The organism is Streptomyces rectiviolaceus, assembly GCF_039533825.1.
GTDB classification, from domain to species: domain Bacteria; phylum Actinomycetota; class Actinomycetes; order Streptomycetales; family Streptomycetaceae; genus Streptomyces; species Streptomyces rectiviolaceus.
The window spans coordinates 58,811-71,709 of sequence record NZ_BAAAUG010000126.1; the positions used below are offsets into that span (position 1 = coordinate 58,811).

Annotated in this window: 13 protein-coding genes; 8 read left to right on the forward strand and 5 right to left on the reverse strand. The window is 69.3% G+C overall.

Features of this window, described 5'->3' with window-relative positions:
* Positions 1-94 precede the first annotated feature (94 nt).
* Positions 95-1,009, forward strand: coding sequence for a LysR family transcriptional regulator (locus ABD378_RS31360; protein WP_344526347.1), 915 nt, complete (start codon positions 95-97; stop codon positions 1,007-1,009).
* A 14-nt stretch (positions 1,010-1,023) separates the two neighbouring features.
* On the opposite strand, the gene ABD378_RS31365 is transcribed toward ABD378_RS31360, so the two are convergent.
* The 3 genes from ABD378_RS31365 to ABD378_RS31375 all read right to left on the reverse strand — a co-directional run bounded on the left by ABD378_RS31365 (position 1,024) and on the right by ABD378_RS31375 (position 4,567).
* Entirely contained in the window at positions 1,024-2,190 is a 1,167-nt protein-coding gene (locus tag ABD378_RS31365; RefSeq protein WP_344526408.1) for an alanine--tRNA ligase-related protein, read from the reverse strand.
* Positions 2,191-2,537: 347 nt separating this feature from the next.
* Positions 2,538-3,599: a lytic polysaccharide monooxygenase auxiliary activity family 9 protein gene (locus ABD378_RS31370; protein WP_344526349.1), complete on the reverse strand. Its 1,062-nt coding sequence runs from the start codon at positions 3,597-3,599 to the stop codon at positions 2,538-2,540.
* A 134-nt stretch (positions 3,600-3,733) separates the two neighbouring features.
* Entirely contained in the window at positions 3,734-4,567 is an 834-nt protein-coding gene (locus ABD378_RS31375; RefSeq protein ID WP_344526351.1) for a helix-turn-helix domain-containing protein, read from the reverse strand.
* Between the two features lie 140 nt (positions 4,568-4,707).
* Between ABD378_RS31375 and ABD378_RS31380 the strand changes: the two genes are divergently transcribed.
* Complete coding sequence (locus ABD378_RS31380; protein ID WP_344526353.1) at positions 4,708-4,980, forward strand: Atu4866 domain-containing protein; 273 nt, start codon at positions 4,708-4,710, stop codon at positions 4,978-4,980.
* A 157-nt stretch (positions 4,981-5,137) separates the two neighbouring features.
* Positions 5,138-5,896: an SDR family NAD(P)-dependent oxidoreductase gene (locus ABD378_RS31385; RefSeq protein WP_344526410.1), complete on the forward strand. Its 759-nt coding sequence runs from the start codon at positions 5,138-5,140 to the stop codon at positions 5,894-5,896.
* A gap of 21 nt (positions 5,897-5,917) precedes the next feature.
* On the opposite strand, the gene ABD378_RS31390 is transcribed toward ABD378_RS31385, so the two are convergent.
* Positions 5,918-6,976 (reverse strand): NAD(P)-dependent alcohol dehydrogenase, encoded by a 1,059-nt coding sequence (locus tag ABD378_RS31390; RefSeq protein ID WP_344526355.1) that lies wholly within the window; start codon positions 6,974-6,976, stop codon positions 5,918-5,920.
* A 109-nt stretch (positions 6,977-7,085) separates the two neighbouring features.
* On the opposite strand from ABD378_RS31390, the gene ABD378_RS31395 reads away from it, so the two are divergent.
* Positions 7,086-7,682 (forward strand): TetR/AcrR family transcriptional regulator, encoded by a 597-nt coding sequence (locus tag ABD378_RS31395; RefSeq protein WP_344526357.1) that lies wholly within the window; start codon positions 7,086-7,088, stop codon positions 7,680-7,682.
* An 85-nt stretch (positions 7,683-7,767) separates the two neighbouring features.
* Positions 7,768-8,592: an MBL fold metallo-hydrolase gene (locus ABD378_RS31400; RefSeq protein WP_344526359.1), complete on the forward strand. Its 825-nt coding sequence runs from the start codon at positions 7,768-7,770 to the stop codon at positions 8,590-8,592.
* Between the two features lie 10 nt (positions 8,593-8,602).
* Here the strand turns inward: ABD378_RS31400 and ABD378_RS31405 are convergent, their stop codons facing one another.
* On the reverse strand, positions 8,603-9,433 hold the full coding sequence (locus tag ABD378_RS31405) for a phosphotransferase (protein WP_344526361.1): 831 nt from the start codon (positions 9,431-9,433) through the stop codon (positions 8,603-8,605).
* A 224-nt stretch (positions 9,434-9,657) separates the two neighbouring features.
* Here ABD378_RS31405 and ABD378_RS31410 point away from each other — a divergent pair, with 224 nt between their 5' ends.
* The 3 genes from ABD378_RS31410 (at position 9,658) to mgtE (ending at position 12,808) form a co-directional block, all read left to right on the forward strand.
* Positions 9,658-10,758: an NAD(P)/FAD-dependent oxidoreductase gene (locus ABD378_RS31410; protein WP_344526363.1), complete on the forward strand. Its 1,101-nt coding sequence runs from the start codon at positions 9,658-9,660 to the stop codon at positions 10,756-10,758.
* A gap of 155 nt (positions 10,759-10,913) precedes the next feature.
* Positions 10,914-11,318 carry a DUF6010 family protein gene (locus ABD378_RS31415; protein WP_344526412.1) on the forward strand — a complete coding sequence of 135 codons (405 nt, stop codon included), beginning with the start codon at positions 10,914-10,916 and terminating at the stop codon, positions 11,316-11,318.
* Between the two features lie 122 nt (positions 11,319-11,440).
* The gene (mgtE, locus tag ABD378_RS31420; protein ID WP_344526365.1) at positions 11,441-12,808 is read left to right on the forward strand and encodes a magnesium transporter; all 1,368 of its coding nucleotides are present in this window, start codon (positions 11,441-11,443) and stop codon (positions 12,806-12,808) included.
* Positions 12,809-12,899: the final 91 nt, after the last annotated feature.

Sequence of the window (12,899 nt, forward strand, 5' to 3'; positions counted from 1 at the left end):
CAGCTAGCTGTCCGTCATCGTGACGCAACCCCACCGTTGACGTCCATGAACAGTTACTGCTCCTGATCTTTGACGATCTCTATATGGTCGCTCCATGGATTGGACCAGTGCTCAGCTGCGGTCCCTGGTCGAGCTGACCCGGCGCGGCACCGTCACCGCCGTCGCGCAGGCCCTGGGCTACACCCCGGGCGGTGTCTCCCAGCAGATCGCCGCACTGGAGAAGGCCGCGGGCACTCCGCTGCTGCGCAGGGCGGGCCGCCGGGTGGAGCTCACCGACGCCGGGACCGCGCTGGCGCGGCACGCCGAGCGGATCCTGGCCACGGAGGCCGAAGCCGTCGAGGAGCTTGAGCGCGGCGGCGGCGTGGTCTGCGGCACCCTGCGGGTCGGCCTGTTCGCCACGGCCGCCGCCGAGATCCTGCCGCCCGCCCTGCGCCAGATGCACGCGGCCCACCCCGAGCTGGCCGTGCACAGCCGCGACATGGACGTGGACGAGGTGTACGACGCCGTCGCCTCGGGAGGCGTGGACCTGGCGCTCGGCCTGGACCACCCGGACGTGCCCATCCCGCGCGACGCCGCTCTGCGGGTGACCCGGCTCTACCGCGAGCGCTTCGCCCTCGCGGTGCCCACCGGCTGGATGGCGGGCCGCGACCGCGCCGCCCTTGCCGACACCCGCGACCTGGCGTGGATCCTGCCGTCGGCCGACAGCTACTACGGCCGCGCCGTGCGCACCGCCTGCCGCCGTGCCGGCCTCGAACCGGACGTGCAGCACGAAGTCACCGACACGGCGGCGACCCTGGCCCTCGTCGAGGCGGGCATCGGCGTGAGCACGGTGACCGAGCTGATGCTCGGCCTGCGCGCCTCACGCTTCGATGTGGTGCCGCTGCGCGAGCGGATCGAGCGGCACGTCGTCGTGGTCTGCCGCGCCTCTGCCGAACACCGCCCGGCGGTCGCGGCGCTGGTCGATGTGTTGCGCACGGTCACTGACCAGCGCCGCGAGACACAGGCGTAGGCCGTCGCGCCCTGTCACCCCTGACGCAAGGCCAGGACCAGATCGCGCGGCAGACCGTGGGTGTCATGGAGGTAGTGCAGGTCCTCCTCGTCGAGCGGGCCCTGGAACCGGGGCCTGGCAAGTACCTGTCGGCCCTGCTCCAGGAGCCGCCTGAACCGCCGCTCCTCCTCGACCAGCACCCGGCGCACCTCGTCCGGATCCACGTCCTGGCGGAAGTGCTCCAGGGTGTGCTGCACCAACTCACCCGGCAGGTCGACAAGTTGATGCGAGGGGTCGTCTCGCCAGAGCACGGTGAGCATCCGCCGTACGAGTCGGCGCAGCACGTAGCCGCGGCCGGTGTTGGCCGGGCGTACCCCGTCGCCGATCACCACCATGGCCGAGCGCAGATGATCGCAGACGAGCCGCAGCGACGGCTCGTCCATGTGCCACAGGCCCGGCACGAGCCGACGCCAGGGGTCGAAGAGATCGCACTCGAACACCGACGTCCGCCCCTGAAGCAGCGAGGCCAGCCGCTCCAGGCCGAGCCCGGTGTCGATGTTGCGCTGGGGGAGCGGCACGAGCGACCCGTCGACGAGCCGACGGTGGCGCATCATCACGTGGTTCCACACCTCCACCCAGCGGTCGTCACGTGTCGGCGTCGACTCGGGAGGGGTGTCGCCGGTCCACAGAAAGATCTCCGAGTCGGGACCGCACGGGCCGGTGGGCCCGTTGGACCACCAGTTGTCCTCGACGGTGAGCTCCACCGGCACCCCGCGCTCTTGCCACAGCTCCAGCGAAGAGGTGTCGGGCCCGAGCCGCTCGTCGCCACCGAAGACCGTGGCGTGCAGCAGACGCGGGTCGACGCCGAAGCCGTCGGTGAGCAGCCCGTAACCCCAGTCGAGGCTCCGCGGACCCTCGTAGTCGCCGAGCGACCAGGTGCCGAGCATCTCGAAGACGGTCAGATGCGTCGAGTCGCCGACTTCCTCCAGGTCTGTAGTCCGCAGACAGCGCTGCACATTGACGAGGCGCCTGCCGAGCGGATGGGTCTGCCCCTCCAGGTACGGGGTGAGGGGATGCATCCCCGAGGTGGTGAACAGCACCGGGTCGCCGGGCGGCGGCAGCAGCGTCGAGCCGGTGATCCGGCGGTGGCCGCGCTCCTCGAAGTACTCGACGAATGTGCGGACGATGTCTTCGGTGGTCATCTTCTCGGTGTTCATGGGTGGCTCCTTCGCATGTACAGCGGGGAGGCACCGGACAACGGGTCCGCACACCGGAACCGGGCGTGAGAGCCACGGAAAACCACCGGGGACCGTGTCCGGTCGCCGGTGGGAATGGGGAGGTACGTCAGGCGGCGGCAACCGGCGAGCTGGTCGCTCGCGCGGTCGCGGTGGTGTCTGGGCCGGTGACGTTCATACGGCCGACGATAACGCGCGGAGTTCTTGGCTGCACATGATTTTCCGCCTCGGGCGGTGGGGGAGTGGACGGCGGCCACCAAGAATGCCTGGGCGAGAAGCCATGTCACTTCCGACTCACGTCAGCTCTGTGGCTCTTACTGATCGGTGGTCGGCCTGCGGTGGCGCAGGTACAGGTGCAGGACAGTGCCACCGGCCAGGGTCACAGCCCCGGCACCCGCGAGGGCGCCGACCAGGCCAGGGCCAGGGGAGCCCATGGGCGATTCGGAGGCGGCGCTCTCGATGCCCGGGGTTACGTCGGCCACGGGTCGGGACCCTGTCGACGAGTCGTCGCCATGCCCCGCGTGTCCCTCGTGCCCTTCATGGCCTTCATGCACCGCCTCGGCCTTGGTGTTCTCCTCGCCCGCGCCGAGCGCGGTGACCGCGGCGCCGGAAGGTTCGCCGCCGGTCAGGCCTGTGACCTCTCCGTTGCCTCCGTCGAAGACCACGTCCGAGCAGGAGAAGAAGTTCTCCTGGCTGTCGGAGCGGATCCACTGGACGAACAGAATGTGCTGACCGGTGCGCTCGGGCAGCTGCAGGTCCCAGTAGTAGTGGCCCGACTCGCTGCCGGGACCGCCCTCCTGCGGCGGGTTCTGGACGGTCTGTACGTTCTCCAGGTCCGACCACCCGAGCGGCTCCCCCGCGTCGAAGCCCTCCTTGGTGACGTACACCTTGAACTCGCCGGGATGGTGCGCCCAGTTGCTGTAGTTCACTTCGATGGTGGCGCCGCCGGTGAGATGGGTGACGGGCCAGTCGGTGCGGGCGGCGTTGTACGGGGAGAAGTCGTAGGGGCTGCGGTCGCCCGCGCTGCACAGCGTGCCGTCCTCGACGTAACCCTCGCCGCGGCCGCCCGCGTTGGAGTCGAGCACCGCGAACCAGTTGTACAGCGGCGTGGTGCCCGCCTCCTGAACTACCGCCTTGCAGGCGGGGTTGGTCGGCATCTGGGTGGAGGAGTTGGCGAGCAGGTCCTTGTAGCAGAGGTAGGTGCGCGACCCGGGCATCATGGCCACGCCGTGAGCGGCGGCCGAGCCCGGGACGGCCAGCACGGCCGCGGCGGCGATGCCCGTGGCGCCGGCGAGGGAGGCCAGACGCCTGGCGCGTACCGAGGTCCGTAAGCGGGATCTGACCCGGTCGAGCAGAGGGGAGCGGGGGATGGTCATGGGAACGTCTCCTTCGGGGAGTTTCCGATGAGCGGCTCGCCTCGTAGTGGGCGCTGGGCCCGGAATGGTTGCCGCGGTGGCCGCAATGGCCGTACCGGCGGACAGCGTGCGGAGGCTCCCTGGGAGCAGCCCGCTCAGCCGGTACGCGTGCGCGTCGCGTGTACCGAGCCGAGCAGACGCAGCGCTTCATCCGTGCTGGTTCCGGGATCGGCGTGGTAGATGACGAGCTGCTGGCCAGGGGCATCGCGTACGTCGAAGGCCTGGTAGGTGAGCGTGAGGGGGCCGACGTCCGGGTGGAGGAGGTGCTTGGCGTCCCTTGTCTTGCCGCGCACGGCGTGAGCCTTCCAGAGGCGGGTGAAGTCCGTGCTGTGCTGGGCGAGTTCGGCGACGAGTTCACGCAGGCGCGGGTGGTCCGGGTCGAAGCCGGCTGCCTGGCGCAGGTTGGCGACGATGGCCTCGGCCGCCCGGTCCCAGTCCTGGTAGAACGTACGTCCCGCAGGGTCGAGGAAGACCATGCGGGCCAGGTTGTCCGCAGGGGCGAAGGGCGCGTAGAGGGCATCGGTCAGGGTGTTGGTGGCCAGGAGGTCCAGGGTGGGGCTGAGTACGGACGCCGGGGTGTGGCCATAGCCGTCCATCAGCTGGCGGAGGGCCGGGCTGACCCGCTCGGTGGTGAGGGCGGACGACCGATCGGTCGATGAAGCCCCGGCCAACCGGTACAGGTGCGCGCGGGCATCGGCGTCCAGCCGCAGCGCGTGGCTGAGGGACTTGAGGACCTGGGGTGAGGGGTTGCGATCGCGCCCCTGTTCCAGACGGGTGTAGTAGTCGGAGTTCACCCCGGCCAGGACGGCGACCTCCTCACGGCGCAGACCGGCGACGCGGCGGGTTCCATGGCTCGCGATGCCGGCATCCTCCGGCCGCAGGGCGGCACGGCGTGCGCGCAGGAAGTCTCCCAGGTGGTTGTCGTCCATGTGTTTCAGGCTAGGCGGCGGCTGGGCGCGTTGCCTGGGTGTGCTGCACCCAGGCAGCACGCGTCCTGGTTGATGCCCCCTGACCTGCGCAGACTCGGTGGAGCGGGCAACAGCCGCAGCAACGAGGAGAGGAGTTGGCCATGGGCAGGACCACCTCTGGTGACGAAGACACCGTCGACGTGGTCGGGATGTGGGTGACCGCGGACGGTCACATCCGTCAGGAACTCTTGGCGGACGGCCGTTACGACGAGGCTCGCGGCGAGCGGAGCAGCGCGTACACCGGCCGGTACACGGTGACCGGCAGCCACCTGGACTACGTCGACGACACCGGCTTCACCGCGACCGGCGACATCCGAGGCGGCGTGCTCTACCACGAGCACCTCGTGCTGTACCGGGAGCAGACGTCCCCGTGACGCACAGGCGGCCCCTGGCCCCAGCTACCGGGGCGAGCAGCGAGATCAGGGAGGCGACAGCCAGACGCCCCGACACCGCCCTCAGCACCAACAAGAACCAAGGACCATTTGCATGACCTCCATGACCTCCATGACCTCCATGACCTCCATAACACCCATGGCGCGGCAGCGACTTGACGGCAAGGTCGCACTGATCACCGGCGCGACCGGCGGCATCGGCGCGGCGACCGCCGAACTCTTCGCCCGCGAGGGCGGCCACCTGGTGATCACCGATGTCGCCGACGGCCCCTTGCGGGACCTGGCCCACCGCATCGAGGAATACGGCACGAGGGTCGTCACCGCCCACCTCGATGTCTCCTCGGCGCAGGAGTGGGAGAAGGTGATCGCCCTCGTGCGCGACCGGTTCGGCACGCTGGACGTGCTCGTGAATCTCGCCGGCATCGTGGACTGGCCGGGTATCGAAGAGACGCGGGAGGAGGACTGGGACCGCGTCATCGCCGTGAACCAGAAAGGCACCTGGCTCGGCATGAAGTCGGCCATGCCGCTCCTGCGCGCCGGCGGCAACGCCTCGGTCATCAACACGTCGTCGGTGCTCGGACTCGTGGGAAGCGGCTCCGCCGCGGCCTATCAGGCGTCCAAGGGCGCGGTGCGCCTGTTGAGCAAGACCGCGGCGGTCGAGTACGCGCGGCAGGGAGTACGGGTCAACTCGCTGCACCCCGGGGTGATCGCCACGCCGATGATCCAGGAAATCCTGGACGAGCAGGGCGATCAGCAGCCGGACATCCAGCGCACCCCCATGCGCCGAGCCGGTCACGCCGACGAGATCGCGCCCGCCATTCTCTTCCTCGCCTGCGACGACTCCTCGTTCGTCACCGGCTCGGAGCTTGTCGTCGACGGCGGTCTCACCGCGCACTGAGCAGGGGCAACGGGTGGCTTCTCAGTCCAGGTCGGACAGGTCGAGCACGAATCGGTAGCGGACGTCATTGCGCCGGAGCCGGTCGAGTGCCTCGTTCACGCGGGCCGAGGGGAGCACCTCGATGTCGGCGGTGATGCCGTGTTCGGCACAGAAGGCGAGCATGGCGGCGGTCGCGGGCCTTCCGCCGCTTCCCGCGGAGCTCAGTCGCTTGCGTCCGATGAGCAGGTCGGTGGTCTCCAGGGTGACGGGCCCGAGGTGCCCGAGGTGGCTGAGTGTCCCGTCCATCGCGACAACGCGCAGGTAAGGGCCGAGGTCGTGCGGGGCGGCGATGGTGTCGATGACGACGTCGAACCGGTCGCGGGCGGCGGCCATCTGGTCCGGATCGGTGGAGACGATCACCTCGTGGGCGCCGAGGCGATGCGCGTCGTCGGCCTTGTCCCGCGACCGGCTGATGACGGAGGTCTCGGCGCCGAGCGCCACGGCGATCTTGACGGCGAGATGGCCCAGGCCGCCAAGGCCCGCCACGGCGACGCGGGCCCCCGGCCCTACATCGAGGGCACGCAGCGGCTCCCAGACGGTGATCCCGGCGCAGAGCAGGGGAGCGGCGGCGGCCGGATCCAGGCCAGGGGGAAGCGGGTAGGCGAAGTCCGCGCGGACGACGTACTCGCGGGAGTAGCCGCCTTGGGTGGTCGACCCGTCGTGGCGGTCGACGCCGCCGTAGGTCAGGGTCGGGAACGCGTGGCAGAAGTTCTCCTGGTCGGCCCGGCACATGGCGCACGTGCCGCACGAATCGACGATGTTGCCCACCGCCACCGCATCGCCGACGGCGAAGCCTGTGACCTCGGGCCCCGTCTCGGTCACCACGCCCGTGAACTCGTGCCCCGGCACCAGGGGTTGGCCGTCGTCGCGTGCCTGGACGGCGTGCAGATCCGTGTGGCAGACCCCGCAGTAGTCCACACGGACCGCGAGGTCGTCGGGGCGCAGGTCGCGCCGCTTCAGCGGAGTCCGCCGCAGCGTTGACGCCGGGCCGTCGGCCGTCGACGCCGGGCCGTCGGCCTGCCAGCTCGCAGTGGTCCTCATGGGGCCCTCCTCGGATCCTCAGACAGACTGTTCGGTCTATTTCATTGGAGAGTAGAGGGCCTCGGACCCTTCAGGCAAACCAACTGTTCTGTTTGGTAGCCTGGCGGACATGGCCGACCAGCCCTTGACCACGCGCGGAGCCGCGACCTACCAGCGCATCCTCGACGTGGCGACGCAGGAATTCGCCGAGCACGGGATCGCCGGAGCGCGCATCGAGCGGATCGTGGCCGCCGCGCGCACGAACAAGGCGCAGCTCTATTCCTACTTCGGGAACAAGGAAGGGCTCTTCGACGCCATCTTCTTCGGTTCGCTGGAGCGGATCGTGAACGTCGTGCCCATCGACGCCACGGACCTCGCGGACTGGGCTGTGCGCCTCTACGACGAGTACCTCCGCCGCCCCGACCTCATCCGCCTGGCCACCTGGGCGCGCCTGGAGCGACGCCCCGAAGGCCACCTGGTCGACGACCCGGACCGCCTCGACGACCGCAAGCTGCGCGCCATCGCCGAGGCGCAGGCCGCGGGTCTGGTGCGCGAGGGGGACCCGTTCGACGTGATGGCCATGGTCATCGCCATGTCCATGGCCTGGTCACCGGTCAGCAATGTCTACGCCGCGACCGCCCAAGAGCCTCCAGAACTGCACGAGCAGCGTCGCGCCCTGCTCCACGAGAGCGTCCGGCGCGCCATGGCCAGTGCTCTGACCGCATAGGTTCGCCGGGTCGGCGCAGAGAGACGGACGAGGAGTACCGTCTCGAGGAGCGAGCGACTGCACGTCACAAGCGGAGGGGGCCACCGTGCTGAGACAGGTCGCGGAGGGTGTGCTGATCCACCAGAGCGAGTTGCTCCAGAACAACGCGGTTGTCGTGCGGGGCCGGTCCGGCGTGTTGCTCGTCGACCCCGGGATCAAAGGCGATGAAATGGCCTGCCTCGCGAACGACATTCGCGAGTTGGGCCAGCCCGTTGTCGCAGGCTTCTCGACGCATCCTGATTGGGATCACGTGCTCTGGCACGCCGAACTCGGCGAAGCGCCCCGTTACGGTACGGCCCGCTGTGCGGCCTATATGCGAGATCTGCTGGCGAAGGCGGGCTGGAAGGCCCGCGTCGCCGAGGGGCTGCCGCCGGAAATCGCCGAGGATGTACCGCTGGACCTGTTCGGCCTCATTACCGGTCTGCCTGCCGAAACCGCGCGGATTCCTTGGGATGGCCCTCAAGTCCGGATTATTGAGCATCCGGCTCATGCCCCGGGCCATGCGGCGTTGTTGATCGAGGAGTGCGGCGTTCTCGTCGCAGGCGACATGCTTTCCGATGTCCTGATTCCGATGCTCGACGACACCGCTGACCCGCTTGAGGATTACCTTGTCGGGCTGCGGCTGCTCGAGGGCGTGGCGGGCGACGTTGAAGTACTCGTCCCCGGTCACGGGTCCGTAGGCGGAGCTGATCAGCTACGCGTACGGATCGACCAGGATCGGGCGTACGTGCATGCCTTGCGTGACGGCCATGCTCCCGATGACCCACGCATCGGCCCATCGGCCAAGCCCGGTTGGGAGTGGGTGAGCGATGTGCACAACGGGCAAGCCCAGCGCGTCGCCAGAAGAAGCGAGCGCGACGAGACGCGGTGAACCTTCGACGTTAGCGGTCCAGTGCAGCACGAACCCTGTTGAGCCCCTCCACTCTCCAATGGCCCCGGTCAGGCATTTGGTCGTCTCGGCGCCAGCGCCAGGCCGAGAACATCGCCCAGTTCAGGGCGCGGCACCGGTCAATCAGGCCGTGGTCGGCCCCCGCATAGTGCTCTCCCACTTCTTCGGGTGCATGGGCGAGGTCGAACTCGATCGGCCCACGACAGCACGTGGCGAGGTCTACGAAAAGCGGCCCTCTGTTCGTGTTGAGGAGGTTCCCCGGATGCGGCTCGCCGTGCAACAGCTGGTCGCCGGCGCTCGTGATGCCAATCGAGGCGCTGAGTCCACTGAGTGTGTCGCTGAGGAGTTCCCGGTCGGAGTCGGGCAGCTCGGGGGACCGCTCCCGGTCGTCCACCTCTCTGAGTGCCGCGGCGACTCGATCGGTGAAATGCGGTGCGTCCAGATCGACTTGACGCAGGGCGGCATGGTGCCGCAGGAGCGCGTCTGCGTAGTCGGTCGGCGCGATCTCTGATTCCACGGGTTCGTAGTAGGTCCAGAGTGAGATGGCGAAGGTGTCACGCAGAAATACTCGGGGGGCGACCCGGGGATCGAGCTCAGCCACCGGAGCGTCGGTGTCGGCGAGGCGGCGGGCAACCTCCACTTCGAACTCGGAATCAGCCAGATGCCCCGGAGGCGCGACCCGGGCCAGAACATCGCAAGGGGCCAGACGCAGCGCGACGCGGTCCGAGTTGTGGATGACGACCACATCGTTGACTTCAAGGCCCAGCTCCGAAGCGGTCGCCCGTCCTGCATCAACTGCGCGGCGGAGTTCCGATGGCTCCATCTCGTCCTCCCTCATGGTCAAGCCCGTGCTTGAGAAGACCGCGGGGGCTCAGACGGTCCCGGGCGGTCGCCATACGCTACGACAAGCCGCGGCCACGTCTCCCTCGGACCAAGTGCCCACACTGGTCGGGGAAATGAGGTGCGAGCGGTGAGCGACCGCGCTGCTCTTTGCCGAAACAGCAAGGAAGCTTGCCGGAACTCAGGTGCCGGGCGCACGGTGTCGGCATGACTGAGACGAACGAGCAAGACATCGTAGGACTGGATGCGGTAGCCGATGTGGTGGTGGTCGGGGGCGGTGCGGCCGGTCTGTCGGCGGCGCTGACCCTGGCCAGGGCCAGGCGCTCCGTGCTGGTGGTCGACTCCGGGGAGCCGCGCAACGCCCCCGCCGACGGGGTGCACGGGTTTCTCTCCCGCGAGGGCCTCGCGCCGGGCGAACTGCTGCGGATCGGACGCGATGAGGTCATCGGGTATGGCGGGCGGATCGTGTCGGACCTGGTCACGGCAGTGCGTCGGGTCGGCGAGGGCTTCGCGGTGGACACCGCGGGCGGCCGGAGCCACCGCGGGCGACGTCTGCTGGTGACGACGGGGCTCGTCGACGAACTTCCCGACGTCCCCGGGGTACGCGAGCGGTGGGGCCGTGACGTCCTGCACTGCCCGTACTGCCATGGCTGGGAGGTGCGCGACGAGACGATCGGCGTCCTGGCGACCGGTCCGATGATGGCCATGCACCAGGCGTTGCTGTTCCGGCAGTGGTCGCCCGACGTGACCCTGTTCCTGCACACCGCGGGCGAGTTGACCGAGGAGCAGTGGGAGCAACTGGCCGCCCGCGACATCGCGGTGGTCGATGGTGAGGTGGCCGGTCTGGATGTCGAGGAGGACCGGCTCTGCGGCGTCCGGCTGGCCTCGGGCAGGCACATCCCGGTGCGGGCTCTCGCCGTGGCTCCGCGGTTCGAGGCGCGCGGTGGGATGCTCGCGGATCTCGGCCTGACGAGCGTCGACCACCCCAGAGGCGTGGGGAGTTACGTGGAGTCGGACGCCACGGGATTCACGGGCGTCGCCGGGGTGTGGGCCGCGGGCAACGTCACCGACCTCGTGGCCGGAGTCATGGTGTCCGCGGCCTCCGGCATGACCGCCGCGACGGCGATCAACGCCGACCTCGTGACCGCCGACACCGCGGCGGCGGTAGCGGCGCGCCGCGCCTCGCAGCCCTTCGGCCCGGCGGCGGAAGCCGCCAACTGCCGTCAGGTTCTGGGGGAACGGCGTCACGGGATCGAGTCCGTCCTGGCGGGCAGTGAGGTGCGCCGTCGCGAGAACAGGGAGCGGTGAGGGGCCGGGGTGAGGAGGCCGCACTCCCGGTGGCGCTATCCCGTTGAAGGATGTCATTAATGCCACTGGGAGGTGGTCCCGGGCCTGGGTAGCTTCGGCGGTGATCCCGGCAAGGACCGGGCGCGCACCACCACCGAGGGAACTCCATGCAGGTCATGACCTATGTCGCGCCGATACTGATCGGCGTTCTCTACGCCCTCGTGATGTCCTTGATCCGCGAGCCGGACCGGCGCCGCCGCTTCAACGCGATCATGGTGGCCGGGGCGGGGGCCGCCTACCTGAGCGGCGGCGGCTTCGGCGGCTGGGAGTTCCTCTTCGCCGCCGCCGTCACCTACTGCGCCTACCGCGGCCTGGAGTCCTGGACCTTCATCGGCATCGCCTGGCTGCTCCACACCGGATGGGACCTGCTCCACCACTACAAGGGCAACCCCATCATCCCCTTCGCCCACGACTCGTCCCTGGGCTGCGCCATCTGTGACCCCGTCATCGCCCTGTGGTGCCTGCGCGGCGGACCGTCCCTGATCAGCCTCGTCCGCCGCCGAACCGCGCGGGCGCAGTGACCCGTCGAGCCATCGAGAGGTGCGACCGCGGCGCGTTCATCGAGCACGTGTAGCCTTCATCGGCGCGCTCTGCCCCTGGGTGCCCCGTTTTGTGTCTCACCGCTGCGCCGAGGACCTGTCCCATGCCTCAGACGAACCTGCCCGACGAGCTGCGCCCGGAGCTCCCCGAGTCGTTGCAGGACATACTCAAGAGCCATCAACTGCACGCAGCTCTTGAGTGGTTGGAGACCAATCCGCCCCACGTCATCGCCGACGAGCTCGGCCGGATGGACGCGGTCGACGCGGGCATGGCCTTCCGGCTCCTCGACAAGGACCGGGCGCTGACCGTCTTCGAGGAGCTGGAGCCGGTCGACCAGCAGCAGATCCTGGAGGGGCTGCGCGATCACAACTTCCTGGACCTCGTCGAGGGCATGGACCCCGACGACCGGGCCAGGATGCTGCGGGAAGCCCCCGCCAAGGTCGCCAATCGGGTGCTCGCGGGACTCAGCGCGCACGAGCGGCGGATGACATCCGCACTGCTCGGCTATCCGGAGGGCTCCGTCGGCCGATACATGACCCCCGAGGTCGTGGCACTCGGTCAGGACCTCACCGTGCAGCAGGCGTTGGAGGTCGTACGGGAGAAGGGCGGTCAGGCCGAGACGGTCTACACGCTTCCCGTCGTGGACGACGGGAAGCGCCTCACCGGCATCGCGGAACTGCGCGAGCTGGTGCTCAGCCCGCCGCAGACGATGGTCTCCGCGCTGGTCGTGACCGAGCCGGTGTCCGTGTACGCCACCGACTCGGCCGAGCGGGCCGCCCGGCTGATGCGCGAGACCAACGACCTGAACATGCCGGTCGTCGACAGCGAGAACCGGCTCCTCGGGCTGCTCACCATCGACGACGCGCTCGAAGTCATCGAGGCCGCCGACACCGAGGACGTCGCCCGGCAGGCAGGTGCCGCGCCCTGGGCCGGGCACTACATGGCCGCGACGGTGTGGCAGCTCGCACGCTACCGGGCACTGTGGCTGAGCCTGCTGCTCGTCGCGGCGACGCTGACCGTCAGCGTGACCCAGTCCTTCGAGGGCACGCTGGAGAAGGCCGCGCAGCTCGCCATGTTCATCCCGATGCTCATCGGCGCAGGCGGCAACGCCGGGGCGCAGGCCGCCACCGCGTGCGTACGTGCCCTGGCCGTAGGCGAAGTGCGCGGCTCGGACCTGCTGAAGGTCATATGGCGGGAGTGCCGCGTCGGTCTGGTCCTTGGCTCGCTGCTCGCGATCCTCGGCGTGGTCGTGGGCACGCTGTTCGTCAGCGCCAAGATCGCCCTGGTGGTCGGGATCACCCTGGTGGTCATCTGCGGCTGGGCGGCGACCATCGGCGGCACGATGCCGCTGCTCGCCAGGCGGCTGCGGATCGACCCAGCCGTGGTGTCGGCGCCGATGGTCACCACACTCGTCGACGCGACCGGATTGATCATCTACTTCATGACGGCGAAGGCCGTGCTCGGGATCTGAACGCGGCGACGTCGCGGACCTGCGTCAGAATCCTGGCCTGATTTCTCTGCGCGTGTGTCGATCCCGCCGTGGTTCGTTCGACGCCAAGATG